Raw genomic sequence first — 26623 nt, 5'->3', positions numbered from 1 at the left:
AGAACTCTCATGCCTGCACCTGGAACTCTCAATCTCGTGCCTTTTGTCAGTGTCGAGAACATGATGAACCTGGTGCTGGCAACCGGCGTCGAAACATTCCTCACCGAACTTGCCGTCTATATCGAGGAGGACTTTCGACGCTGGGAGGCGTTTGACAAGACGGCGCGTATCGCCTCCCATTCGACGGATGGCGTGATCGAACTGATGCCGACCAGTGACGGCCGGCTCTACGGGTTCAAATATGTCAACGGCCATCCGAAGAACACGCGGACGGGACGCCAGACGGTGACGGCGTTTGGCGTTCTCTCGGATGTGGAGAGCGGCTATCCGCTGCTGTTGACGGAGATGACCATTCTGACGGCCCTTCGTACGGCCGCCACCTCTGCCGTTGCGGCGCGTTATCTGGCGCCTCAGGGTGCACGCACCATGGCCTTGATCGGCAATGGCGCACAGAGCGAGTTTCAGGCCATGGCCTTCAAGGCGATCCTCGGCATCGACCGCCTACGGCTCTTCGACATCGAACCGACTGCCAGCGAACGGTGCCGGCGCAATCTGGAAGGGTTCGGCTTTGACATCGAGATCTGCCGGAGCGGCGAACAGGCCGTGGAAGGTGCTGATATCGTCACCACCGCCACCGCCGACAAGCAGAGCGCCACCATCCTCAGCGACAACATGATCGGCGCGGGCATGCACATCAACGCGGTGGGTGGTGATTGTCCCGGAAAGACGGAACTGCACCGCGACATCCTGTTGCGCTCCGACATTTTTGTGGAATTTCCGCCGCAGACCCGCATCGAAGGGGAAATCCAGCAATTACCGGCAGATCATCCGGTGACGGAGCTTTGGCAGGTGATTGCGGGCCTGAAGCCCGGCCGGCGCGCAGCGCAGCAGATCACCTTGTTCGACAGCGTCGGTTTTGCGACGGAAGATTTTTCAGCCCTGCGCTATGTGCGCGACAAGCTCGTCGACACACACCATTTCGACATGCTCGATCTTCTGGCCGATCCGGACGAGCCGCGGGACCTCTTCGGCATGCTGCTGCGCCGCAAGGCGCTGGGTCTTTCCGCTCAGTAGGAGGCGGCGGCAATTACCGGCGGTGCCTCGCCCTTGGCGCGGGCATCCTGGATGGCGCGGTATTCGCCCATGGCGGCAAGGCCGCTGTCGCGCAAAAGCGCCACGTCATAGGGGCCGGGAATGAAGCGATAACCGCGCTCCAGCAGATCATGCACATTGGCGCCGGCATTCGGCACGGTACCCATGATCTTGCCGGCGGCCAGAATATCGCGTTCGGCCTTGCGGGCGAGCGCCTGCACTTCCGGATGGCCGGTCTGGCCCAGCCGGCCGACGGAGCCTGCGAGATCATTGATGCCGATGAAGATGATGTCGGCGCCTTCGATCGCCGAGATTTCAGCGGCATGCTCGACAGCGGTGTAGGATTCCAGCTGCAGCACGATCAGCATGTTGGCATTGGCCTTTTCCAGATAATCCGGCGCCGTGCCATAGCTGGAGGCACGCACCACGCTTGCCGCATAACCGCGAATGCCCTGTGGCGGATAAAGACAGGCCTTGACGGCTTCCACGCCGGCCTCTGGCGTATCCACCTGCGGGATCATCACCGACTGCACGCCCGCATCGATGACGCGCTTCAGAAACACATGGTCGTTCCAGGGAACGCGCACCACGGCCGGCGTCGGTGTGGATTCGATGGCGCGAAGCGCATCGACGATATCGCGGGTTTCGCCGATGCCATGCTCATGGTCTGCCAGCAGGAAATCAAAGCCGAGATGGCCAAGGATTTCGCAGTTCGTCGGCGATCCGCCGCCCACCCAGCAGCCGTATGCGGCGTCTCCGGCAAGAAGGCGGGCTTTCAGGTGGTTGGGCTTGAACATGCGGATAAACCTTGGACAGAACGATGATGAGGATGGGAAGGCGCACGATGTTGAACGGGGCGATCTTAACGCTCCGGCATCGTGCCGCCTAGCCGCAATCTAAAATCTAGTGGCCGAAGGCAAGGGTGCATTTTACCGCCGAATCCCAGCCATCGAGGAGACGGCGGCGTTCGCCGGCCTGCATCGAGGGCGTGAACTGGCGCTCGCGGTGCCAATCGGCAGCAAAGCCGTCCCGGTCTGGCCAGATGCCGGCACCGTGGCCGGCAAGCCAGGCGGCCCCGAGCGCCGTCACCTCAGACGAATCGGAACGGTCGACGGGAACGCCCAGAATGTCGGCGAGCCGCTGCATGGTCCAGTCGTTGGCCGCCATGCCGCCATCAACGCGCAGCAGCGTATCGCCTTCACCCGGCCAGTCCTTGCGCATGGCGCCGAGCAGATCACGCGTCTGGAAGCAGACGGATTCAAGCGCTGCCCGGGCAAATTCGGCGGGCCCCGTATTGCGCGTCATGCCAAACATGGCGCCGCGCGCTTCCGCATCCCACCACGGTGCGCCAAGACCGGTAAAGGCCGGCACAAGATAGACGTTCTGGCCGGGATCGGCCTTTGCCGCCAGCTCCGCCGTCTCGGATGCCTTGCCGATCATCTTCAGCCCGTCGCGCAGCCATTGAACGGCAGCGCCCGCAATGAAGATCGAGCCTTCCAGCGCATAATGGGTCTCGCCATCGAGGCGATAGGCGATGGTGGTGAGCAGCCGGTTCTTCGAGGCGACCCGATCCCGGCCGGTATTCAAAAGCGCAAAGCAGCCAGTGCCATAGGTGGATTTCATCATGCCCGGCGTGAAGCAGGCCTGGCCGATGACGGCCGCCTGCTGGTCGCCGGCCACACCGCGAATGGCGATGGAACCGCCGAACAGATCCGGGTCCGTCTCGCCGAATTCATCGATATTGGAGAGGATCTCCGGCAGCATGGAGCGCGGAATGTCAAACAGCTGCAGCAGGTCGTCATCCCAGGCGGCAGTGCCGATGTTGCACAGCATGGTGCGCGAAGCGTTCGTCACGTCGATGACATGGCGTTTGCCGCCGGTCATCTTGTAGATGAGCCAGCTATCGACGGTGCCGAAGGCGAGATGCCCGGCTCTGGCGGCTTCGCGCGCACCTGAGACATTTTCGAGAATCCAGGCGATCTTGGTGGCCGAAAAATAGGGGTCGATGAGGAGGCCCGTCCGCTCGGCCACCAGATCGGAATGACCTTCCTCCCGCAGTTTTGCGCAATGGTCTGCGGTGCGCCGATCCTGCCAGACGATGGCACGGTGAATGGCCTTGCCGGTGCGCTTGTCCCAGACAAGCGCTGTTTCCCGCTGGTTGGTGATGCCGATGGCGGCAATGTCTGCGGCGGTGACGCCGGCCGTTTCCATGGCCTTGCGCGCTGTCTCAAGCGTCGTCGTCCAGAGATCCTCGGCCTCATGCTCCACCCAGCCGGACTGCGGAAAATACTGGGCAAATTCCATCTGGCCGGCGCCCCGGCTTTTGTAGGCGCGGTCGAAGATGATCGAGCGGGTGGACGTGGTGCCCTGGTCGATGGCGAGAATATAATCCTTCATGCGGCAGATCCCGTTTCCGTCATGGCGTGCAGATCATGGAGAGATCGGTGCGTCGAACCGATCCTTTAAAAAATTCTGGTTGGAAGTGCTGGTCACGGATGCACGCCGCGGCCGAGCCTTGCGGCACACCGGCATGACTGACATCAACTCCTCCGTCTCCGTCGCTCCCAACGACAGTGCTCTCTTGGTAGCATAAATGGCAGCCGGCAAAAGCCCCGTGCGCCGGCTTTTGCGCCAGCCTTCGCTCATGGCGCACCGGCCAGCACGTGAACGAGCGTCGGCATGGCAAGCGAAAGGCCCGACAGGAACAGCATCAGAAAAGCCATGCGCCGCAGGGAAAGCGGCGATAGCGGCGGCGGATGGCGCCGCGCAAGATAGGTGGCTGCCATCACGACGGGAACGGCAAGCAGTGCGGGCCAGAAGGCGGCAGAGGGCAGGCGTCCGGTTGCCGCGACCAGCCCGAGGCGGATCAGCGCATTGACCGCAAAGATCGCCACCAGCGTTTCGCGCACGGCCGCGGGCTTCAGTGGCTGGCGGTAGAAATGATAGATCAATGGCGGCCCCGCCGTGGAAAACAGGCCCCCCATGATGCCGGCCACCGCTCCGAAGCCGGCAAACGAGGCGCGTCCCGACGGCACGGCAAGCGGCGCCGGCTTCAGCGACAGCTGGATGCTGGAGGCGACGATGACAAACCCGAGCATCAGCTTCAGCCAGTCCAGCGAGGTGGCCACCATCAGGCCGAGCAGCCAGTAGCCGAGGCCGAGAAAGACGAGGCTTGCGGCAAGCGCCGGCAGGAACTGCGCCACGGCAATATCCCGCCAACCCTTTGCCAGCACCTGCGCGGCATTGACCACGACAAGAATGCTGACCAGCACGGCAGCGTCGGTGAGCGGAATGACGCCGGTCAACCCGACGCCTCCCATCATGATGAGGCCGAGCGCAAAACCGGTCAGCGTTTGCGTATAGGCCGCAACGAAGGCAATCACGAGCAGGCCGGCAAGGCCCTGGGGCTCCATGCTCAGAGTGTCCTCAAGGCATCAAACAAGGCGGCCTTATCGGCGCCCTTGCGGTAGAAGACCGGCGGGGAGCCAAGCGGTGCATCCACCGTGATCGTCTGGCCGCCCGTGTGCTCGGCGCCACTCCAGACATGCACCCAGGCCTCGCCACCTGGCAGGTAGACGTGCCGGGTCGTTTCGCCTGCCTGCCAGACCGGAGCCACCAGCAGGTCACGGCCGTAGAGATAGGCATCCTGGATCGCGTAGGTTTCCCGGTCGTCTTCATGGTGGAGGAAGAGCGGGCGCTGTACCGGCAGGCCGGTTTCGGCAGCTTCTGCAGACAGCACCTTCAGGTATGGCGCCAGATGCACATAGATGTCGGTCATGCGGGCAAAATGGGCCAGAACCTCCGGGTCCTGGTCGATCTGCAGGTTGTCGCGCGGACGGTTGCCCTCGTGGCTGCGCATGACGGCGGTAAACGCTGCCATTTCCGCCCAGCGCATGATGAGTTCGCTCGTGCGCACATTGCCGAACAGGCTGGTGTAACCGCCGATATCGGAATGGTGATAGGCATTGCCGAGAAGGCCCGACGACAGCGCACCGCACATCACAGTGACAAGCCCGTCATGGCGGGAGAAATCCACCGACTGGTCACCGCCCCACAGAAGCGGGCAATGGGCCTGAACGCCGGTAAAGCCCGCGCGCATGAAGAACAGCGCTTCGCCCGTCTTGCCCCGGCTCTCCACCGCCTTGGCATTCACTTCGGCCCAGAGCGTCGGCCAGGCATTGTGCATCAGCTTGGCATCGATGCCGTTCTTCAGGTGGACGTCGATCGGCAGGTATTCGCCGAAATCGGCCATCCAGCCGGACAGGCCAAAATCCAGCATGTTCTTGCCGATCACCTCTTCAGCAAACCAGTCGGCTGCCTCGGGATTGGTAAAATCGACCACGCCGCAATCGAATTCGCCGAAATCCACCAGCGCGGTGCTGCCAAAATTATCTGTGGCGAAATAGCCCTTGGCCTCCGCCACCGGATAAAGCGGCCCGTCGACGCAGAGATAGGGGTTCACATACCCGAGGAAGCGGATGCCATCATCCTGCAGCTGGGCAATCTTCTGGCGCAGGTTCGGATAACGCGCCTCATTGGCCTGCCAGTCCCAGAACAGGCGGGCGCCGAAAGAGGTGTGGCGAAGACCCACCCAATCCTCGCACCAGAGCCCGGCAACCTTTACGCCAGCCGCCCGCATCGTCTCCATACGGGCAAAGGAGTTTTCGCCGTCCTTCAAGCCAAGGATTGCGCCGCCATAGACCCAGTCGGGAAGCTGCGGTTGCCGGCCGAAGCGCGTGGAAAGCTGCCCGACCAGCGCCACGAATGTATCTGCCGCAAAAAATTCCAGACGCTCGGGAATGGCCCAGATCTCGATCTCGTGAAATTCGCTCCGGCTAAAATCGAAAACGGAATAGGCCGTGGTTTCGACATGCGCCGCGTAACGGCGCGAAGAAATATAGGTCGGCTGCGGATAATTGGTGTTGTAATAATCGCCGCCGGATTTGCCCGTCACATCCGCCTTGAAGGTGATTTCGCTCGACTTGTCGCGGCCGACGCCGGGTTCGGAAGTCCACAGCGGAAATTTGCGGCCGCGCATGTCGAAATAGGACATCTGCTCGCCACCGCCCCAGACATGTTCGCCGTCTTCGGCAACGAGACGGATCCAGAGCCGGTTGATGGCGGCGTCCATCGTCTCCGTCAAAACGTGATTGCCGGCAAGGCGCAGGCAAAATCTTGCCGGCTGGCCCATACCGGTCGCCAGTTCGATGCGGTCATCGACGATCTCGGCATGGCAAAGCGCCACGCGCTCGACCACGTAATCCTCGATATCGAAATTGCCGCGATACATGTCCATCCGCTCGATCCCGCGCCCAACGAACAGGGCAGGGGCGGCGGCGGTGTGGCGCAGGATTTCGCGGCCGTTGAGCGTAAGGGTAAAGCCGCCGGGGATCAGGTCGAGTTTCATGGACATGGCTTTCAGTTCTGGGTGAGGCCGGCATCAACGACGAAATTGGCGCCGGTGCAGCCGGCGCTCTCGTCGGAGCCGAGGAAAAGGGCAAGGCGGGCCACGTGGCTCGCATCGAGGCGGAATTTCAGCGCCTGCAGGTCGATGAACTGCTGGTTCTGCTCCGGACTGGTCCAGAGCGCCAGCTGGCGCTCGGTCACGATGGCGCCCGGCACGATGCAATTGACGCGGATGCCGGAGGGGCCAAGCTCGCGCGCCAAGGTCTTCGTCATGCCGTTGATGGCAGCCTTCGCCGTCGTATAGCCCACCATGCCCGGGCGCCCGCGCATCCACGAGATCGAGCCCGTCATGATGACCGATCCGCCACCCTTTTCCGCCATGGCTTGCGTTACGGCTTGCGTCGCGAAAAACTGATGGTCGAGATTGAGCGCCAGCGCGCGGTGCCAATAGTCCGGCTCGACCTGTGCCATGGCGTGGCGGTCATCCTTGCCGGCATTGTTGAGGAGAACGTCAACGACGCCTTGTTCCGCCTCGAAGGCGGCAATCGTCTCCCGCAGCGCCGAAATATCCGTGACGTCACAGGGCTTGAAGTTCGCGCCGCTTGCCTCTGCGGTCGCGGCACCTGCGGTCGCATCAATGTCGAGGAAGGAGACGCGGGCACCCTGGTTGCGGAAGGCCTTGACCATTTCCTCGCCAATGCCCGAGGCACCGCCGGTGATCAGGACGTGACGGTTTTCGAGTGAGGCATAACGGACGGTATCGTAGGAGGCGGACATTGGAGGTCTCAGATGTCTGGGTTGAACAGGGATTTTGGCAGGCCGGGCGTTTCTGTGCGCATGGCAAACAGCGCGCCTGAAAGCGGATATTCGGCGAGTTCTTCGTCGGGCCGGCCGATGCTGGCTGAGGTGCAGTAGAGGGTGTTCAGATCCGCGCCGCCGAAGGTGACCATGGTCGGGCATTTGGCGGGAACCGGGTATTCGGAAAGAAGCGTGCCATCCGGCGCATAGCGTTGGACGCGGCCACCTTCGAAAAGCGCTGTCCAGTAACAGCCCTCGGCATCGACAGCACCGCCATCGGGGCGGCCCTTGTCGGTGTCGGAGCCGAATTTTGCAAAGAGCTGCCGGTTGGTGGCAGCGCCCGTCACGACATCATAATCATAGGTATAGAGCGAATAACGCAGCGTATCGGAATGGTAGAGGCGTCGGCCATCGGGCGAAAAGGCAACGCCATTGGAGGTGAACAGGTCTCCCGCCAGCTTTTCCAGCCCACGACTGTCATAGCGGTAAAGACTGGCCGTGCCGCGCTCGCGCGTCTCGTCCACCGTGCCGGCGATGAAGCGGCCCGCGGGGTCCACCATGCCATCGTTAAAGCGGCTCACCGTCTGGTCTTCCGGATTGTCCGCAAGCTTGGCGATCAGTTCGCCTTTGGCAGAAATCAGCCAGAGGCCGGAGCGCAGACCGGCCACGAAACCGCCTCCCAGCGCCAGACCGATACAACCCACCTCTTCCGGCAGGGTGATCGTGCCGAGCGCGCTGGTGGCCGGATCGAAGCGATGGATGCGGCTCTGCTTGATGTCGACGAAATAGAGCACCTGTTCGGCGACCGACCACAGGGGGCATTCGCCGAGTGACGTCTTCACATCCAGAACGCGTTCGAAACCGGCTTGCACGCTTGCCACCTCAATAGGCCGCGGCAGGGGCGGACGTCGCAGGTTTTGCTTCGCCCTTCATCTGGGAAAGCCAGTCATTGGCACGACCGGTCATCATGGCGACATCAGACGCGATGGCGGCAAAGTCATAACCATAACCGATGAAGCGCTTCACCATGTCGGGGTTCGGGCCGACAATGCCGACCGGCTTGCCGGCAGCGTGGGCATCCTTGGCGGCCTTTTCGATCAGCGCCTGGACTTCCGGATGGGCGATATTGCCGATATGGCCCATGGCAGCCGACAGATCGCCCGGACCGACGAAGAGCGCATCAATGCCCTCGACGGCAGCGATTTCCGGCAGGCGTTCGATGGCCTCAGGCGTTTCCAGCTGCACGATGGTGCAGACGTCGTTGTTGGCGTTCTTCAGGTAATCCGGAATGGTGCCGAATTTCGAGCCGCGATGAACGGCGGCAACGCCACGGATGCCGTGCGGCGGATAACGCGTGTAGGAGGCGGCAGCCTTTGCCTCTTCCGCCGTCTGCACGAAGGGCAGCATGACAGTGCGCGCACCGGCATCCATGCAGCGCTTGACCAGAACCTGATCGTTCCAGGCAAGACGCACCACGGCATCTGCCGGCGTGCAGCCGATGGCGCGCAGGATATGGGCCAGATCGGACACTTCGATCGGCACGTGTTCCATGTCGACGACGAGGAAATCGAAACCGGCATAACCGAGCGCTTCGGCAGTCGTTGGCGCCGCTGCCATCAGCCATGTGCCAAGAGGTGTGGCGCGGTTCTTGTCCGACAGCCAGGACTTGAAGGGGTTGAGCGTGCTCATGGACAAAAATCCTTTAGAAAATGACCGGGTCCGGCACCTTGGCCGTGCCGCCGAGAAAGTCGAAGTCGCAGCCCTCATCCGCCTGGCTGACATGCTGCTGGTAAAGGGCGGCAAAGGAGCGTTCGTAGATGCGGGCCGTCGGCTTCCATTCCGCCCGGCGACGGGCGATTTCCGCATCGTCCACAGCCATGTTGATGGTGCCGGCGGCCACATCCAGCTCGATGAGATCGCCGGTCTTCACCAGCGCCAGCGGGCCGCCGATGGCCGCTTCCGGCGAGACATGCAGGATGCAGGTGCCGTAATGCGTGCCGCTCATGCGCCCGTCGCAGATGCGCACCATGTCGCGCACGCCCTGCTTCAAAAGCTTCTTCGGGATCGGCAGGTTGCCCCATTCAGGCATGCCGGGCGCCCCGACCGGGCCGGCATTGCGCAGGATGATGACGGTATCTTCCGTGATATCGAGGTCCGCCTGGTCGAGCGTCTTGTTCATGGTGGCGGGATCGTCAAAGACGATGGCCGGGCCGACATGCTTTAGGAACTTCGGATTGGCGGCAGAGGATTTCATGACAGCGCCATTGGGGGCGAGATTGCCGCGCAGCACTTCCAGCGTTTTTCCGCGCGAGAGCGGAACGACCGGATTGTCCTCGCCACGGATCACGTCATCGTTCCAGCAATCGGCAGTCGCAATGTTTTCGCCGATGGTCTTGCCGTTGACTGTGGGACGAGAGAGATCGAGATGATGCTGGTACTTGCGCAGCAGGGCATTGAGCCCGCCGGCGAAATAAAAGTCTTCCATCAGGTATTCGCCTGAGGGAAAGACGTTTGCGGCAACGGGCACCTTGGCGGCCATGGCCGACATGTCATCCAGCGTCAGGTCCACCTGCGCGCGCCGTGCCATCGCCACCAAATGCACGGCGGCATTGGTGGAGCCGCCGAGCGCCATATAGGCGACCAGCCCATTTTCAAAACTTGCCTTGTTGAGGATGTCGGAGGGTTTCAAGTCCTCCCAGACCATCTCGACAATACGCACGCCGCATTCGGATGCCATGCGCGGATGGCCGCTATCGGTCGCCGGGATCGAGGAGGCGCCGGACAGTGTCAGCCCCATGGCATCAACGATGGAGGTCATGGTCGAGGCGGTGCCGATCGTGTTGCAGGTGCCGGCCGAGCGGGTCATGCGGCTTTCCAGATCCACCCAGTCATCCTGGGTGATGTTGCCGGCGCGCAGTTCGTCCCAGTATTTCTTCGTATGGGTGCCGGCACCCGTCTTAATGCCGCGCCACTGGCCGTTCGACATCGGACCTGCCGGGCAATAGATCACCGGAATATCCATGGAGATAGCGCCCATGATCAGCGCCGGCGTGGACTTGTCGCAACCGCCGAGCAGCACCGCGCCGTCGATCGGGTGCGAGCGCAGCAGTTCCTCGCATTCCATGGCGAGAAAATTGCGGTAGAGCATGGTCGTCGGCTTGACCATCACCTCGCCGACAGAGAGCGCCGGCATTTCCACCGGATAGCCGCCCGCCTGCCACACACCGCGTTTCACCGCTTCGGCCCGGTCGCGCAGATGCGCGTGGCACGGGCTCATCTCGCTCCAGGTGTTGATGATGCCGATCACGGGCCGCCCCATGAACTCGTCGCGGCGCATGCCCATCTGCTGGGTGCGCTGGCGGTGGGCAAAACCGCGCATGTCATCGGAGGCGAACCAGCGCTGGCTGCGCAGTTCTGACAATTCCTTACGCTTCGTCATGTCGCTTATCCCTTGATGCCGCCGGAGGTGAGGCCGGAGACGACCCGTTCCTGGAAAATGACGATGAGGATCGCGACCGGCACGATGCCGACGACGAGGGCTGCCGAAATCACCGGCCAGGGGAAGGCGAACTCGCCCTGATAAAGCTGGATGCCGACGGGAAGCGTGCGAAGCGCCGGATTGGAATTGAACGACAGCGCCAGCAGGAACTCATCCCAGGCATTAACGAAGGCCAGAATGCCGGCGGTGAAGACACCCGGCGCGCAGAGCGGCACGACCACCTTGAACAGCGCGCCCATGCGGGTGCAGCCATCGATCATCGCGGCATTTTCCAGATCGCGCGGAATGCCCTCGAAGAAGGAGACGAGCATCAGCGTGCAGACCGGCAGCGACAGGACGGTATAGGGCAGGATCAGCGCGATCCAGGTATTCAGAAGGTTCAGCGCCCGCATGATCTCGAACAGCGGCACCAGCAGCGTGACGAGCGGGAAGGTTGAGACCGCAATGATCAGCGACAGGATGAGGCCACGATATTTAAGGTTGAGGCGCGCCAGAGCGTAAGCGGCAAGCACAGAGACGAGCAGCGTCAGGCAGGTGGAGAGCAGCGCCACCATGAAGCTGTTGAACAGGAAGACATGCAGCGGCTGGTCGGAAAAGGCCTGCATGTAATTGGCAAGCGTGGGCGTATGCGGCAGCCAGGTGATCGGCTTCACCGTCAGCTCCGCTTCCGTCTTCAGCGATGTGAAAAGGATCCAGAGGGCCGGAAACATGCCGTTCACCAGAAGGATGGTGGCGGCGATGAAGCGCAACGGCTTGCCGGAAAAGAACGAGTTGGCCCCAGAGGCGGCGACCTGGCTCATGGGTTACTCCTTGGTCCTGATAATGCGCAGGTAAACGGCGGTCACGCACATGGAGAGCGCGAACATCACGACGGCGAGCGCCGAGCCGTAGCCGAGATCGAGGAAGGACACGGTGTTCTGGTGGATATACATGGCAAGCGTTGCCGTTGATGTGCCCGGCCCGCCGCCTGTCATCATGAAGGGGATGTCAAACGTCTGCAGCGCCGTGATGGTGCGGAAGATCAGCGCCACGACGATGGCCGGCTTCAAAAGCGGCAGGGTGATTTCGAAAAACTGGCGAATGCGGCCTGCACCATCCACATCGGCTGCTTCATAAAGCGAACGCGGAATGGTCTGCAGGCCTGCCAGAATGATCAGCGCCATGAAGGACGAGGTCTTCCAGACGATGGTGAGACAGATGGCGGCAAAGGCGAGTTTGGGTGAATTGAACCAGATGACGCCGGGAAAACCGAAGCGCGCCAGCACATCGTTCACAACGCCATATTCCGAATGGAAGAACCAGGCAAAGATCAGGCCGGCAAAGGAGAGCGGCAGCGCCCAGGGAATGAGCAGCGACAGGCGCACCGGCCACTGCATGCCAAAGGGCAGGTTGGCGAGAAGCGCAAGCCCAAGCCCGACAAACAGCGCGCCCGGCACCGTGATCAGCGTGATCAGCACGGTATTCCAGGTGGTTTCCCAAAACACCGGATCCTCGATCATCAGCTGGTAGTTTTCCAGCCCGACGAACTCGGCGGGTAGGCCTGATGTCAGCGAGAGCGAAAAGAAGCTGGTATAGAGAAGCCGCAGAACCGGATAGACGATGATCAGCGACAAGAGGATGGCAGCCGGCGCCAGGAGCAGCACGGCAAGCGCGCGGTCGCTGAGATCGAGCATCTTCGTCCAGGCCGGTTGCCGTTTCTCTAGCTCGTCGTTGGTGGTGAAGGATGTCACCGTCGCATCTCCCGCGATTGGCTTTTTGGTCAAAGGACAGGCTCCGGGGCGGCGATGAGGCCGCCCGGTTGCGTGTCGGATGAGGGGAGGGGCGCCCTTTGGCGTCCTTCCCGAATTTCTGCTTTAGGCTTAGCGCAGGATGCGCTTCAGGCGCGCTTCGATCTGGGCGGCACCATCTTCCGGCGTCATGACACCGGCAAGAACCGCGTTGACGGTGGTGCGGATCGTTTCGCTGACCTCGTTGTAGCGCGGCGTGACCGGACGCGGCTTTGCGGTTTCAACCACCTGCAGCGCATCGGCAAACCAGGGGGCAGCCTTCAGAACGTCGGCATCCTTGTAGAGATCGGGATAGGTCGGCAGCAGCGAGCCGTTGACCGCCATGAACTTGGACGAATCCTTGCTCGAGAGGTATTCGACAAGCTTCTTGGCCTCATCCTGATGGGTGGAATACGCCGAAACGCCCCATTCCCAGCCGCCGAGGCAGGTGGCCTGCTCGCCGCCGGTGATGGCGGGAAGGCGGGCAACGCCGACCTTGCCGGCAATCGCCGATTCCTTGCCCTGCGACTGTGCCCAGGCATAGGACCAGTTGACGGCGAAGATGGCGTTGCCGGCTTGGAATTCCTTGCGGGTATCGTCCGTTGCCACTTCGGCAATGTTCTTCTTGGCCACGCCGTTATCGACGAAGCTCTTCCAGAGCTTCAGGGACTTTGTGGCCGCGTCCTTGTCGAAGGTCAGCTTGCCGTTGTTGACCAGTGACTTGCCCTGGCTCCAGTAGGGGAGGAGGAAGGTGCAGACGGCGCCTTCGATGGCCTTGCCCTGGAAGGACAGACCCTGCAGGTCGGGGTTGTTTTCAGCGCCATTGATCTTCTTGACGGCAGCGGTCAGCTCGTCCCAGGTCTTGGGCGGCTGAATGCCATGTTTCTCAAGCAGGTCCTTGCGATAGTAGAGGAACATGGAATCGGCAAAGGCCGGCAGGGCGACGACCTTGCCATCCACCGTATTGGCTTCGGCATAGGCCGGCAGATAGACCGACATGTCCTTGCCTGCAAACGGGCTCGTCCAGCCGGCTGCCGCAAACTGCGCCGGGCGGATGACGTCGAGGATCAGCACGTCGAGCGAGCTGTCCTTGGCCGACATGATGGTGTTAAGATACTGCGCCTGCGCTTCCGAGGTGTTGCCGCCGGTTTCGATCGAAACCTTCGTGCCGGGATTGGCAGCCTCGTATTTATCGAGAATCTGGCGCCAGACCTGCGGCTGATGCTGGCTTGAAATATAGACTTTCAGCTCTGTATCGGCAAAGGCTGGCTGCGCGATGGCGGCCATTCCGGCAGACAGGGCCAAAGCTGCGGTTGTTATTCTGTAGTTCATATCGTCCTCCCAAAACGGTAAGTCTGTCCGCGGGCCCGTGTTCTCCCCCGCGTTCGGAGCATGTGAAATCTGGCCTTGTCCAGTGCGGATCAGGCGGCGGATCAGGCGATCGTGCGCTCGGTCTTGGCATCAAAGAGATGAACCTTGGACGGATCAAGCCCCAGGCGCATTTCGCTGCCGACCACAGGGCGCATGTCCGGCGGCATGCGCGCCGTCAGCGTCTCGCCGCCGATCTGGAAATGCACGAGCGTATCGGACCCGAGGGGTTCCACGACCTGGACGCGCGCCGAAAGCGTCATGGCCGGGTCGGCCAGCGTGACAAAATGTTCAGGCCGGATGCCAACGATCAGCTCGCGGCCTTCCATGGCGCCGTCACGGCCGCGGTTGAGGCCCGACAGCGGCAGGCGGTCGCCATTGGCAAATCGCAACGCGTCGCCGTCGACGGTCACCTTGGCGAAATTCATTGCGGGCGAGCCGACAAAACCGCCGACAAAGACGCTTTGCGGCTGGTTATAGACCTCGTCCGGTGTGCCGACCTGCTCGATATCGCCCCCGCGCAGGATGACGATGCGGTCCGCCAGCGTCATCGCCTCGACCTGGTCATGGGTGACATAGATGATTGTCGTGCCGATCTGCTGGTGCAGGCGCTTGATTTCGGTGCGCACCTGGCCGCGCAGCTTGGCATCGAGGTTGGACAGCGGTTCATCGAACAGAAAAACCTGCGGACGGCGCACGATGGCGCGGCCCATGGCGACGCGCTGGCGCTGACCGCCAGAGAGCTGTCCGGGTTTGCGGTCGAGCAGATGCGCGATGCCGAGCATTTCGGCGGCCTCGCCGATACGGCTTTCGGCATCCTTCACGGCAACGCCGCGCACCTTCAGGCTGAAACCCATGTTTTCGCGCACGGTCTTGTGCGGATAAAGCGCGTAATCCTGGAAGACCATGGCGATGTCACGCTCGCGCGGGGCAAGCTTGTTGACGACGCGATCGCCGATCAGAACCTCGCCGCCGCTGATCGATTCCAGGCCCGCCACCATGCGCAGCGTCGTGGACTTGCCGCAGCCCGATGGGCCGACAAACACTACGAACTCGCCATCCTCGATGGTGAGGTCGATACCCTTGACGATGCGAAGCGAGCCATAGCTCTTTTCAAGCTTGCGAAGACTGACCGAAGCCATCCGTTCCTCCCGAACGCAGGACGTCGAAATCCTGCTTTATCCCATTGCGGCAAATCATAGCGCTACGATTTATAAATGCAATGCCTGTTTCGGGCTTTCTTGATGTTGTGGAAAAGGGCGACAGAAAGGGCAATTTTATTGTTAAATAACATCGTATTCTCACCAAAGACGCTAGAATTCGATTGCCGCATGGGATGCAAAGAGTTAAAAAATATCATCGCAGCGCTATGCAGGGGTGGACATGGCCGATCATCTGAAGTCTGGACTGGAGCGCCCTCAGCGACGACGCCGCAAGATGCAAAGCATCACCATGACCGATGTGGCCGAGCATGCCAAGGTCTCGCCGTCGACCGTTTCGCTCTACCTGCGACGTCCCGAAGCCGTATCGGCAAGCGCCGGCAGCGCGATCGCCCATGCCATCGACAAGCTGAATTATGTGCCCAATCTCATGGCAGGTGGTCTTGCTGCGGCAAGCTCGCGCGCGGTCAGCATTATCGTCCCTTCCGTGCGAAACGCCTTCTTTGCAGAAACCGTCTCCTCCATGCAGACGGCGCTTCGGCGGGAGCGGCTGCAGGTTATCCTCGGCCATACCGAATATGACGAGCGGGAAGAGGAGGATCTGGTGCGCACCGCCTTATCCTGGTCGCCGGCAGCCATCGTGCTGACGGGCCTTGCCCATAGCGATGCAACCCGGCGCATGCTGTCGCATTCGCCCGTGCCGGTTATCGAGATCTGGGAACTGGGCGGGCCACAGATCGAAACCGCCATCGGATTTCATCACGCCGAGGTCGGGGCGGCATCCGCCCGCCACCTGATCCAGCAGGGACGTCAGAATCTGCTTTATCTCGGCGCGCGCATGCATGAGGACCAGCGCGCCCGGCAGCGCTGCGACGGATTTCTGGCCGCAGCCGGGGAGGCGGGCGTTTCAGTCGACGTGATGCAGCATCCGGCGCCGGCTTCGGCAGATGTGGGCGCCATGCTGCTGTCTGAAGCGATGCAGACGAGGCCCCTGACCGACGGCGTTGCCTGCTCGAACGACCATATTGCGCTCGGCGCCTTGTTTGAATGCGAGCGGCTGGGCATTGCCGTGCCGGACCGGCTGGCGGTGATGGGCTTCGGCGATCTGAGCTTCAGCGGTGCCTGCAATCCCTCGCTCACCACCATTCGCCCGTCGGGAGACCTGATCGGCAAGGAAGCGGCACGCCTCATCATCGACCATATGGCCGGCCGCGAGCCGCCGGCCCAGAGCGTGATCGACACGCGTTTTACGCTTCTGCACCGACGCAGCAGCTGAGGGCGGTTCAGCCCTCCGCGTTGATCGCAACGAGGATGACGCCGGCCCATCCCTCGACCGATATCGGCGGATCGCCGTCCTCGAGAAGAAGGCAGTCCCAGGTCTGCAATGTTGTGGCACCGCCTGACCATTCCAGCGCCATCTTTCCCTCGGTGCAGAAGAGCGCGCGGAGCGAAGGGGATGACGGCAGATCGAGTGGCAGAGACAGACGATGCACACTATGGCGCAGGCGTCCCCGCCGGGTCATGACGTTAAGATCGATCACCGTGCCATCGACCAGAACGGCCGAGGTCGCAACGTCTGCACGAAATGCCAGCGGGTCGGATTTGCGCGTCAGCGTCATCTCCGGCTGATCGTCCACCGCAAGGATGATGCCGGCGCCCGACAGGATCGTCAGGGTGCGATCAACACCTTCGAACATGGAGAACGGCCCATCGCAGGCAACCGTCGCCATGCTGATGCGCCAGTTAAAGGCGCTGAGCGGCGCGTCCGGCGGAAAGACGGCGATTTCCGCCGTCTCGCCGCCGCCGTTTTTCCACGGCATGCGCCTGTAGTTTTCGGCTCGGAGGATCTGCATCCTCAATTGCCCAGAATGCCGGGCAGGCGAAGACCTTTTTCCTTGGCGCAATCGAGTGCCACGTCATAACCCGCATCGGCGTGGCGCATGACGCCGGTTGCCGGATCGTTCCAGAGCACGCGCTCCAGCCGGCGTGCGGCATCATCCGTGCCATCGGCGCAGATGACCATGCCGGAATGCTGCGAAAAGCCCATGCCGACGCCGCCACCATGATGCAGAGACACCCAGGTGGCGCCCGAGGCGCAATTTAAAAGCGCGTTGAGCAGCGGCCAGTCCGATACGGCATCCGAGCCGTCCTTCATGGCTTCCGTCTCGCGGTTGGGCGAGGCGACCGAGCCTGAATCCAGATGATCGCGGCCGATCACCACAGGCGCTTTCAGCTCGCCGCTGCGCACCATCTCGTTGAAGGCAAGGCCAAGCTTGTGCCGGTCTCCGAGCCCCACCCAGCAGATGCGGGCGGGAAGGCCCTGAAAGGCGATGCGTTCGCGCGCCATGTCCAGCCAGTTGTGCAGATGCGTGTTGTCAGGCAGCAGTTCCTTCACCTTGGCATCGGTCTTGTAGATATCTTCGGGATCACCGGAGAGGGCTGCCCAGCGGAAGGGGCCGATGCCGCGGCAAAACAGCGGGCGGATATAGGCGGGAACAAAGCCCGGAAAGGCGAAGGCGTTTTCGAGACCCTCTTCTTTCGCCACCTGGCGGATATTGTTGCCATAATCGAGCGTTGGAACGCCCATGTTCCAGAAATCGACCATGGCCTGAACATGCACCTTCATCGAGGCGCGGGCAGCAACTTCCACGGCTTTTGGATCGCTTTCCTGTTTCGCGCGCCATTCGGCGACGGTCCAGCCGGAGGGCAGGTAGCCATGGATCGGGTCATGGGCAGAGGTCTGGTCGGTGACGATATCGGGCTTGACGCCACGCTTCACCAGTTCCGGAAAGATGTCTGCGGCATTGCCGATGAGGCCGACGGATTTTGCTTCGCCCGCCTTCGTCCACTGGTCGATCAGCGCAAGGGCCTCATCCAGCGTATGGGCTTTTGCATCGACATAACGCGTGCGCAGACGAAAATCGACGCGGGTCTCATCACATTCGACGGCAAGGCAGCATGCGCCGGCCATGACGGCGGCAAGCGGCTGGGCGCCGCCCATGCCGCCAAGCCCGCCGGTCAGGATCCATTTGCCCTTCAGGCTTCCGCCGTAATGCTGGCGACCGGCTTCGACAAAGGTTTCGTAGGTGCCCTGCACGATGCCCTGCGTGCCGATATAGATCCAGGAGCCGGCGGTCATCTGGCCGTACATGGCCAGGCCCTTCTTATCGAGTTCGTTGAAATGATCCCAGGTCGCCCAATGCGGCACGAGGTTGGAATTGGCGATCAGCACGCGCGGCGCATCCTTGTGGGTGCGAAACACGCCGACCGGCTTTCCCGATTGCACGATGAGGGTTTCTTCCTCGGTCAGCGTCTTCAGCGTTTCGACGATTCTGTCGAAATCATCCCAGGTGCGCGCGGCGCGACCGATGCCGCCATAAACGACGAGATCATGCGGGCGCTCTGCCACGTCAGGATCGAGATTGTTCATCAGCATCCGGAGCGGCGCTTCCGTCATCCAGCTTTTGGCGGAAAGCTCCGTGCCGGTTGCGGCGCGCACATCGCGCATATTGTGGCGTGGATTGGTCATGGTCATTCCCCCTTGTTCTTGAATGCAAATGCAATGGTCTCGATGCGTTCCAGAATGGCTTTCAGGTGCACCCTGAGCGTTTTGGCCTTCGCCTCGTCATAGGCAAAGGGTGGCGCTTCCGTCGTCAGATGACTGATCTGGGCCAACTCCATCTGGATGGCATGCACGCCCTGTTCCGGCCGGCCGTAATGGCGGGTTGTCCAGCCGCCCTTGAAGCGACCGTTGAGGATGCTTGTATAACCGTCAGCCTTCGCCGCAATCTCGGCGACAGCAGCTTCAATGGCAGGATCGCAGGTGCGCCCCATGTCCGTGCCAATGTTGAAATCCGGCAGCCGCCCTTCAAACAGATAGGGAATTGTTGAGCGGATCGAGTGGCAATCATAGAGCACCGCCACGCCATGCAGGGCCTTCACTCGCTCGATTTCGGCGGTAAGGGCTGCGTGATAGGGGGCGTGGAACTGAGCGAGGCGATGGGCGATATCCGCCTCTTTCGGCTCCTGCCCTTCGTGCCAGATCGGCAGGCCATCGAAATCCGTCTCCGGGATCAGGCCGGTCGTGTTCTGGCCGGGATAAAGACTTGTTCCCGAGGGATCGCGATTGGCATCGATCACGTAGCGGTGGAAGGTGGCGCGCACGGTGGTCGCTTCGGGCAAAAGCCCGGCATAGAGGTCGTGGATATGCCAGTCCGTATCGGCCAGCAGTTTGCCGTTGTCGTTCAGCCTGTCGTGGATCTCGGGCGCAACCTCTGTTCCCGTATGCGGGAAGGCGAGGATGACGGGGGAGGTGCCCCGGGTGATGTGAAAGGTGGCGGTCATCAGAAATCTTCCCCAATTGGTTGAGAAGCGATCAAGGTTGGTGCGAAAAACCCCCTCACCCCGCCTCCGCTTTGCTCGGCGGCCCTCTCCCCGAGGGAGAGGGGATCACTTGACGTTGCGGCTTTCTCCCTTCTCCCCCGCGGGGAGAAGGTGCCGGCAGGCGGATGAGGGGGTAAGCCAAGGCATCCACGCCAGAGGGGAGTGCGACCACGACCATCATCACCTCAACCCTCCAGCCCCGGCAGCAGCCCATCGGACACGCTTGCCACCAGAACACCATCCGCCACCAGCGTTGCAGCGGCGGCAAGATCCGGAGCCATGAAGCGATCCTCTTCCAGCGTCGGCACCACGGCGCGAAGCGCTGCGACGGCCTTCAAAAGCTCGGGACTGGTCGTCAGCGGTGCGCGGAACTCCACCCCTTGCGCGGCCGTCAGCGCTTCGATGCCGATGATGGCAAAGAGGTTTTCCGTCATCTGCAACAGGCGGCGTGCGCCGTGGCAGGCCATGGAGACGTGGTCTTCCTGATTGGCCGATGTCGGCGTCGAATCCACCGAGGCCGGATGCGACATCTGCTTGTTTTCGCTCATCAAGGCGGCGGAGGTAACCTCGGCGATCATCAGGCCGGAATTCAGCCCCGGCTTTTTGGCGAGGAAGGCCGGCAGGCCATAGGAGAGGGCGGGATCGACCAGCAGGGCGACGCGGCGCTGGGCGATTGCGCCGATTTCGCACACGGCAATGGCGATCTGGTCTGCCGCAAAGGCCACCGGTTCGGCATGGAAATTGCCGCCGGAGACAACGCTCAGGTCGGAGAGGACCAGCGGATTGTCAGTGACCGCATTGGCTTCGATTTCAAGCGTCCGGCCGGCCATGCGCAACAGGTCGAGGCAGGCACCATCCACCTGCGGCTGGCAGCGAATGCAATAGGGATCCTGCACGCGCTCATCGCCTTCCAGGTGGCTCTGGCGAATGACGGATCCTTCGAGCAGCGCGCGCAGCGAAGCGGCGGTATCGATCTGGCCCTTGTGGCCGCGTAGCGTATGGATATCGGCGGTGAAGGGGGCCGATGAGCCCATGGCCGCATCGGTGGAGAGTGCGCCGGTAATGAGTGCTGCCTGGGCGGCCCGATGGGCGCGAAACAGGCCGGCCAGCGCCAGCGCCGTCGAGGCCTGCGTGCCGTTGATCAGCGCCAGCCCCTCCTTGGCCGCGAGAACGACCGGCGTCAGTCCGGCGCGACGCAGCGCTTCGGCGCCGGAAAGACGTTCGCCTTCAAAAAAGGCTTCCGCCTCGCCCATCATCACGGCGGCCATATGGGCAAGCGGCGCCAGATCGCCCGACGCGCCGACAGACCCCTTTTCCGGAATGAGCGGTGTAACGCCCTTTTCCAGCATGCCCTCGATCAGCCGCACCAGATCCAGCCGCACGCCGGATGCGCCGCGCCCGAGCGAGACGAGTTTCAGCGCCATGATGAGGCGCGTGATGTTTTCAGCCATCGGCTGGCCCACGCCACAGCAATGGGAGAGGATGAGGTTGCGCTGAAGCGTTGCGGTGTCGGCGCTGTCGATCTTGATCGAGGCAAGTTTTCCAAAGCCGGTATTGATGCCATAGACCGGTGCGTTTCCGGCAGCGATCTCGGCAATGCGGGCCGCCGCGCGTTCGATGCCGGCATCGAAACTGCGGTCCAGCTGTGCTGCCGCACCCGTCCAGTAGATGCGCGAGAGATCGGCAAGCGTCACGCTGCCCGGCTTCAGAGTGATGGTCATGCGGATGCTCCTCGATGAATGGTCTGGCCTTTCCACACGCGCTGATGAAGCGGGTTGAAGCCCATGCGATAGACAAGTTCGGCCGGCCGTTCGATGTCCCAGAGGGCGAAATCGGCGGATTTTCCGGCCTCCAGCGTGCCGGTTTGCGCCTGCAGTCCGAGCGCTCTGGCTGCCTCGCGCGTCACGCCGGCAAGGCATTCCTCGACGGTCAGCCCAAACAGCGTCGCACCCATATTCATGGTCATCAGAAGCGAGGTGAGGGGGGAGGTGCCGGGGTTGCTGTCAGTGGCAAGCGCGATATGCGCGCCGGCTTTCCGGAGCGCGGCAATCGGCGGCAACTGTTTTTCCCGGAGCGTATAAAAGGCGCCGGGCAAAAGGACGGCAACCGTTCCCGCATCGGCCAGCACCTGCGCGTCCTCTACCGACAGAAATTCCAGATGATCGGCAGAGAGCGCGCCATAACGTGCCGCAAGACGTGCGCCACCCAGATCAGACAGCTGTTCGGCATGCAGTTTGACGGGCAGGCCAAGCGCCTTTGCACGATCAAAAACGCGAGCGATTTCCTCCGGCGAGAAGGCAATTCCCTCGCAAAAACCATCGACTGCATCCACGAGGCCTTCCGCGTGGGCAGCTTCAAGCCCCGGCAGCGCGATGTCGGTGAGATAGTCGCCGTTGCGGCCCTTGTAGGCGGGGGGCGTGGCATGGGCGGCAAGCCAGCTGGTGACGATGCGCACCGGGCGGATTTCGCCGAGCTTTCGCGCTGCCCGCAGCATGTTCATCTCACCCTCTATGGTGAGCGCATAACCGCTCTTGATCTCCACAGTGGAGACGCCTTCCGCCAGAAGCGTATCGAGGCGGGGCAGGGCCTGTGCCACGAGTTCATCGACGCCGAGCGCATTGGTGGCCGACACGGAAGAGACGATGCCACCGCCGGCGCGGGCAATTTCCTCGTATGTCGCGCCATTGAGACGCATCTCGAACTCCATGGCACGATTGCCGCCATAAACGAGATGCGTGTGGCAATCGATAAACGAAGGCAGCATGAGGCGCCCGCCGCAATCGATGATCTCGGCATTTTCGGCAAGTTCTACGGGCATCGTGTCCGCGGGGCCGACGAACCGGATGCGCGCGCCCTCCGCCACCAGCGCGCCGTTTTCGATGATGCCAGGCGCTGCCTCCTCGGCAAGTGTGGCGATCCGTACGTTCTGCCACAGCGTGCGGCCAGTTCCCGAAGTGTCTTGTGAAAAATCGCGTCCTGCCATCGCTCTTTCGCCTTCCCTTTGCGGTAACATGTATATACATTATAACGCTGAGGCAAGCGGAAATTCCGCAACCAGAGTGGTTCGCAGAAGGGAAGGAACGGCGACATGCAGGTCATCCATGCTAAAAGCGCATTGTTGCCAGAGGGCTGGCGAAGCGATGTACGATTGACAATCGAAGACGGGTGTTTTGTTAGCGTGGAAGACGGCGTGGCAGCGGACGTTGGCAACAGCTGTTGCGCAGTCATTGTGCCGGCCATGCCCAACCTGCATTCCCATGCGTTCCAGCGTGCCATGGCGGGGCTTGCCGAGCGACGCGGGCCGGGGACGGACAGTTTCTGGAGTTGGCGCACGCTGATGTATCGTTTTGCGCTGTCGATGACGCCGGAGCAGGTGGAGGCGGTGGCCGCACAGCTCTACATGGAAATGCTGGAGGCCGGTTTCGGCCGTGTCGGCGAATTCCATTATCTCCATCATGACAAGGATGGCGGCTTTTACGCCAATATCGCCGAAATGGCCGAGCGGATCGCGGCAGCCTCCGTCGAAACCGGCATTAACCTGACGCTGCTTCCGGTGTTTTACGCCCATTCCGGATTTGGCGGTGCCGCACCAAACGAAGGCCAGCGTCGCTTCATCCATTCCCCGGAGGCTTTTGCGCGCCAGATGGAGGCCTGCCGGAGCCTTGTCGCAACCCTTGCAGGCGCAAAACTTGGCATTGCCCCGCACAGCCTTCGCGCCGTAACGCCCTCCGAATTGCAGGCGATCCTGCCGCTGGCAGAGGGTGGCCCGGTGCATATCCATGTGGCCGAACAGCTGAAGGAAGTGGAAGACAGCCTTGCCCATACCGGCCAGCGCCCGGTGGAATGGCTGCTCGCCAACACGCCCGTCGACCATCGCTGGTGCCTGATCCACGCGACGCACATGACGGCTGCGGAAACATCGGGCGTCGCCCGCTCGGGTGCGGTCGCCGGCCTTTGCCCGATCACCGAGGCCAATCTCGGCGATGGCATTTTTGATGGCGCACCGTTTTTGGCGCAGCGTGGCCGGTTCGGCATCGGCTCGGATTCCAACATCCTGATCTCGGTTGCGCAGGAGCTGCGGCAGCTGGAATATTCGCAGCGCTTAGCGCTTAAGGCCCGCAACGTCGTGGCCGATGTCGAAGGCTCGACCGGCCGTCGCCTGTTCGACGAAGCCCTTGCCGGCGGTGCTGGCGCAACCGGTGCCTCTGCCGGACTTGCCACAGGCTTCAGCGCCGATCTTGTTGCGCTTGACGTCGCAGCCGTGCCGTATCTTCAGGGTGACCAGATCCTCGACCACTGGATCTTTGCCGGCAATGTCGGCATCGACAGTGTGTGGGTGAGGGGGCAAAAACAGGTGGAAAACGGTCGCCACCGGCTGCGCGACACGATAAGCCGGCGCTTTCGAGAGACCATGCAGGAATTGCTGTCATCATGAGCACGGAAAAAGAGGGCACGCTGCACAGCCGTATCCTCGGCGATATCGAGGGAAAAATCCTCTCCGGCGCCTGGGCACCCGGTCATCGCCTGCCGTTCGAGGTGGATCTCGCCGTGCAATACGGCTGTTCCCGCATGACGGCCAACAAGGTTTTGACGCAGCTGGCGCGGGCAGGCCTTATCGAGCGGCGCAAGAAATCCGGCAGTTTCGTGGCCCAGCCGATGGCGCAGGCGGCGGTCCTTGAAATCCACGATATCGAGGCAGAAGTGCGCTCGCTGAACCTGCCTTATGCCTTCGAGCTTCAGAAACGCCGAAAGCGAAAGGCAAGTGCTGCCGACCGGCTTCATCTCGAACTCGGCGAAGGTGCGGCCGTCCTCGATCTCACCTGCCTGCACAAAGCCGGCAACCGGCCGTTCTGCCTTGAGCAGCGCATGATCAACCTGGAAACCGTTGCGGAAGCCGCAACGGAGGATTTTTCAAACGCTGCCCCCGGCGCATGGCTGATCAGCCGCGTGCCCTGGAACGCGGCGGAACACCGCATCCAGGCCATTTCGGCATCCACCGAGATTGCGGCCGCGCTCGACATTGCCCGCCACGCGGCGTGCCTTGTCATCGAGCGCCGAACCTGGGGTGCCAGCGGCCCCGTCACCTTCGTGCGCCTGACCTATCCCGGTGACCGCCACGCGCTGATCGCCCGGTTTCAGCCGGGCGAAAGCTAAAAACGATCAGGCCACCCAGAAGATCAGGCCAGAGAGGGCAAAGCCGATCAGGCCGACCAGCGTCTGCATGACGGACCAGGTCTTGAAGGTTGTCTTCACGTCCATGTTGAAGAAACGACCGACCAGCCAGAAGCCGGAATCGTTGACATGCGACAGCATGACCGAGCCCGAGGCGAGCGCGATCACCACGGCCGAAAGCTGTAGCCCCTGATAACCTGCCGCCTGCACGGCGGGCTGGATGAGGCCAGCCGCGGTAATCAGAGCGACGGTCGCAGACCCTTGCGCGACACGAAGTGCGGTGGCGACGAGAAAGCCGGCAACAAGAACCGGCAGACCGATATCGGAGAGACCATCCGACAGCGCCTTGCCGATGCCGGATGCGCGCAGCACGCCGCCGAACATGCCGCCGGCGCCAGTGATCAGGATGATTGAGCAGACCGGGCCAAGGGCTGAATCCAGAATACGTTCCACCTTGACGGCGCTTCTGCCGCGCATCGGCCCCAGCACATAACCGGCAACAAGCACGGAGATGAGAAGTGCGACCGGCGTGGCGCCGATTGTCCGGCCCAGCTGGAACCAGGCGGCATCCTTGCTGACCCAGCCCTGGACGCGGGCAAAATCAAGACCCGTATTGATGAAGATGAGGAGGAGGGGCAGGAGGAGAAGCGCTACGACGAGGCCCGGGCTCGGCGGGTTCGTATCCTTCTCACCGGATGTCTCCGTCGAAAAGCTGTCCGGAATGGGAAGCACGATCCGCTTGCCGATCCAATTGCCGAAAAGCTGGCCGGCAACGATCCAGGTGGGGATTGCAACGGCAAGACCGGCAAGGATCAGCAGGCCCGCATCGGCACCCAGAAGCTCGGAGGCAGCCACCGGCCCCGGATGCGGCGGCACGAAAACGTGCATGACCGAAAAAGCCGTGGCGACCGGAATGCCGTAACGCAACAGGCCGCCGCCCAACCGCCGTCCCACGGTGAAGACGACGGGCAGCATGACCACGAGGCCCGCATCGAAGAAGATCGGGAAACCGAAGAAGAGCGAGGCGATGCCAAGCGCCATCGGCGCCCGTTTTTCGCCAAACCGTGCGACAAGAGCGTCCGCTAGCGCCTGGGCGCCGCCCGAAATTTCCAGCATGCGGCCAAGCATGGCGCCGAGACCGACGAGAAGCGCCACGCCCCCCAATGTCGAGCCGAAGGCGGAGGTGAGCGTCGTCAGGATATTGGCGGCTGGAATACCGGCGATAACCGCCGTCAGCAGGCTCACGAGAATGAGCGCCACAAACGCGTGGATGCGAAACTGGATGATCAGCAAAAGCAGTAGGGCCACAGCCCCGACCGCGATGGAAATGAGCGCGCCTGCGCCCAATGTCTGTTCAAATTCTGGCACTTTGCCACTCCCTGTCCGCGCATTGGCTCCGGTGGAGCCAGTCGCACGTTGATTTTATTGGATTATGTGTAAATTGAGTGCGAGCCCGGCGAGCGCCCGCTCGACGACGGTCTCGGGTGGTGCATCGACGGTAATCTTCACGCCGGTCTCATCGGGCTGGAGAACCTCGAGCGTCGCAAACTGCGAATCGAGAAGCGAGGCCGGCATGAAATGGCCTTTTCGCTTCGCCATTCGTTCGGCGACCAGTTCCTTGTTGGCCACGAGTTCAATGAAGCGCACATCCGCTTCGGCGCTGGCCAGGATGTCGCGATAGCTGCGCTTCAAGGCCGAACAGGTGATCACCACGTTGCGGCCGGCCTTGGCGTGATCGGTGATCCAGTCCCGGATCTTTTCGAGCCACGGCTGGCGATCGGCATCATCAAGGGGAATGCCCGCCGACATCTTTTCGATGTTTGCGGCGGGATGGAACGTGTCACCCTCGGCAAATTCCCATTGCAGCCTGCCCGACAGAAGCTCCGCCGTCGTCGTCTTGCCGGTGCTTGAAGGCCCCATCACGATCAGGGCGATGGGAATGGTCTTGGAGGTCTGGCTCATCTGGAGATCCCATATGC

23 protein-coding genes are annotated in these 26623 nt (G+C 62.2%); 4 read left to right on the top strand and 19 right to left on the bottom strand.

Features of this window, described 5'->3' with window-relative positions:
- Positions 1–9: 9 nt before the first annotated feature.
- Positions 10–1074 (top strand): ornithine cyclodeaminase, encoded by a 1065-nt coding sequence (gene ocd / locus AC4CWF_RS24095; protein WP_491286201.1) that lies wholly within the window; start codon positions 10–12, stop codon positions 1072–1074.
- Here the strand turns inward: ocd and AC4CWF_RS24090 are convergent.
- The 12 genes from AC4CWF_RS24090 to AC4CWF_RS24035 all read right to left on the bottom strand — a co-directional run bounded on the left by AC4CWF_RS24090 (position 1068) and on the right by AC4CWF_RS24035 (position 15071).
- Positions 1068–1889 carry an HpcH/HpaI aldolase family protein gene (locus AC4CWF_RS24090; protein ID WP_491286200.1) on the bottom strand — a complete coding sequence of 274 codons (822 nt, stop codon included), beginning with the start codon at positions 1887–1889 and terminating at the stop codon, positions 1068–1070. The two genes, ocd and AC4CWF_RS24090, sit on opposite strands and share 7 nt — an antisense overlap.
- A 106-nt stretch (positions 1890–1995) precedes the next feature.
- Entirely contained in the window at positions 1996–3489 is a 1494-nt protein-coding gene (glpK, locus tag AC4CWF_RS24085; protein WP_491286199.1) for a glycerol kinase GlpK, read from the bottom strand.
- A 245-nt stretch (positions 3490–3734) separates the two neighbouring features.
- A complete protein-coding gene (locus AC4CWF_RS24080) occupies positions 3735–4505 on the bottom strand; it encodes a TSUP family transporter (protein ID WP_491286197.1) in 771 nt (256 codons plus the stop codon).
- Between the two features lie 2 nt (positions 4506–4507).
- Positions 4508–6499, bottom strand: a complete 1992-nt coding sequence (locus AC4CWF_RS24075) for an alpha-glucosidase (protein ID WP_491287790.1) — start codon at positions 6497–6499, stop codon at positions 4508–4510.
- Positions 6500–6510: 11 nt separating this feature from the next.
- Entirely contained in the window at positions 6511–7275 is a 765-nt protein-coding gene (locus tag AC4CWF_RS24070) for an SDR family NAD(P)-dependent oxidoreductase (protein WP_491286195.1), read from the bottom strand.
- Between the two features lie 8 nt (positions 7276–7283).
- Positions 7284–8168 carry an SMP-30/gluconolactonase/LRE family protein gene (locus AC4CWF_RS24065; protein WP_491286193.1) on the bottom strand — a complete coding sequence of 295 codons (885 nt, stop codon included), beginning with the start codon at positions 8166–8168 and terminating at the stop codon, positions 7284–7286.
- Positions 8169–8178: 10 nt separating this feature from the next.
- The gene (locus tag AC4CWF_RS24060) at positions 8179–8985 is read right to left on the bottom strand and encodes an HpcH/HpaI aldolase family protein (protein WP_491286191.1); all 807 of its coding nucleotides are present in this window, start codon (positions 8983–8985) and stop codon (positions 8179–8181) included.
- Positions 8986–8998: 13 nt separating this feature from the next.
- Entirely contained in the window at positions 8999–10735 is a 1737-nt protein-coding gene (araD, locus tag AC4CWF_RS24055; protein ID WP_491286189.1) for an L-arabinonate dehydratase, read from the bottom strand.
- 5 nt (positions 10736–10740) lie between these two features.
- Entirely contained in the window at positions 10741–11595 is an 855-nt protein-coding gene (locus AC4CWF_RS24050) for a carbohydrate ABC transporter permease (RefSeq protein ID WP_491286187.1), read from the bottom strand.
- Positions 11596–11598: 3 nt separating this feature from the next.
- Positions 11599–12468 carry a carbohydrate ABC transporter permease gene (locus AC4CWF_RS24045; RefSeq protein ID WP_491287789.1) on the bottom strand — a complete coding sequence of 290 codons (870 nt, stop codon included), beginning with the start codon at positions 12466–12468 and terminating at the stop codon, positions 11599–11601.
- A gap of 186 nt (positions 12469–12654) precedes the next feature.
- Positions 12655–13893: an ABC transporter substrate-binding protein gene (locus AC4CWF_RS24040; RefSeq protein WP_491286185.1), complete on the bottom strand. Its 1239-nt coding sequence runs from the start codon at positions 13891–13893 to the stop codon at positions 12655–12657.
- A gap of 101 nt (positions 13894–13994) precedes the next feature.
- Entirely contained in the window at positions 13995–15071 is a 1077-nt protein-coding gene (locus AC4CWF_RS24035) for an ABC transporter ATP-binding protein (RefSeq protein WP_491286182.1), read from the bottom strand.
- 241 nt (positions 15072–15312) lie between these two features.
- Here AC4CWF_RS24035 and AC4CWF_RS24030 point away from each other — a divergent pair, with 241 nt between their 5' ends.
- A complete protein-coding gene (locus tag AC4CWF_RS24030) occupies positions 15313–16365 on the top strand; it encodes a LacI family DNA-binding transcriptional regulator (RefSeq protein WP_491286180.1) in 1053 nt (350 codons plus the stop codon).
- A gap of 7 nt (positions 16366–16372) precedes the next feature.
- Here the strand turns inward: AC4CWF_RS24030 and AC4CWF_RS24025 are convergent, their stop codons facing one another.
- The 5 genes from AC4CWF_RS24025 to hutI form a co-directional block, all read right to left on the bottom strand.
- Positions 16373–16942 (bottom strand): HutD/Ves family protein, encoded by a 570-nt coding sequence (locus AC4CWF_RS24025; protein ID WP_491286177.1) that lies wholly within the window; start codon positions 16940–16942, stop codon positions 16373–16375.
- Positions 16943–16944: 2 nt separating this feature from the next.
- On the bottom strand, positions 16945–18618 hold the full coding sequence (gene hutU, locus AC4CWF_RS24020; RefSeq protein WP_491286175.1) for a urocanate hydratase: 1674 nt from the start codon (positions 18616–18618) through the stop codon (positions 16945–16947).
- 2 nt (positions 18619–18620) lie between these two features.
- A complete protein-coding gene (hutG, locus tag AC4CWF_RS24015) occupies positions 18621–19433 on the bottom strand; it encodes an N-formylglutamate deformylase (RefSeq protein ID WP_491286173.1) in 813 nt (270 codons plus the stop codon).
- A 224-nt stretch (positions 19434–19657) separates the two neighbouring features.
- Positions 19658–21193: a histidine ammonia-lyase gene (gene hutH, locus AC4CWF_RS24010; protein ID WP_491286171.1), complete on the bottom strand. Its 1536-nt coding sequence runs from the start codon at positions 21191–21193 to the stop codon at positions 19658–19660.
- Positions 21190–22455 (bottom strand): imidazolonepropionase, encoded by a 1266-nt coding sequence (gene hutI / locus AC4CWF_RS24005; RefSeq protein WP_491286168.1) that lies wholly within the window; start codon positions 22453–22455, stop codon positions 21190–21192. The genes hutH and hutI overlap by 4 nt, the downstream gene beginning before the upstream one ends.
- A 105-nt stretch (positions 22456–22560) precedes the next feature.
- Between hutI and AC4CWF_RS24000 the strand changes: the two genes are divergently transcribed.
- Both AC4CWF_RS24000 and hutC read left to right on the top strand, forming a co-directional pair.
- Positions 22561–23907, top strand: a complete 1347-nt coding sequence (locus tag AC4CWF_RS24000; RefSeq protein ID WP_491286166.1) for a formimidoylglutamate deiminase — start codon at positions 22561–22563, stop codon at positions 23905–23907.
- Positions 23904–24626, top strand: a complete 723-nt coding sequence (gene hutC, locus AC4CWF_RS23995; protein WP_491286164.1) for a histidine utilization transcriptional repressor HutC — start codon at positions 23904–23906, stop codon at positions 24624–24626. The genes AC4CWF_RS24000 and hutC overlap by 4 nt, the downstream gene beginning before the upstream one ends.
- Positions 24627–24632: 6 nt before the next feature.
- Here the strand turns inward: hutC and AC4CWF_RS23990 are convergent, their stop codons facing one another.
- Both AC4CWF_RS23990 and AC4CWF_RS23985 read right to left on the bottom strand, forming a co-directional pair.
- Complete coding sequence (locus AC4CWF_RS23990) at positions 24633–26012, bottom strand: GntP family permease (RefSeq protein ID WP_491286162.1); 1380 nt, start codon at positions 26010–26012, stop codon at positions 24633–24635.
- A gap of 54 nt (positions 26013–26066) precedes the next feature.
- Positions 26067–26606: a gluconokinase gene (locus AC4CWF_RS23985; protein WP_491286158.1), complete on the bottom strand. Its 540-nt coding sequence runs from the start codon at positions 26604–26606 to the stop codon at positions 26067–26069.
- Between the last annotated feature and the right edge of the window lie 17 nt (positions 26607–26623).

It is taken from the genome of Neorhizobium sp. PAMB6630 (assembly GCF_058242775.1).
The sequence above is the reverse complement of the archived record's forward strand: the minus strand, read 5'-3'. Positions and strand labels throughout refer to the sequence as shown.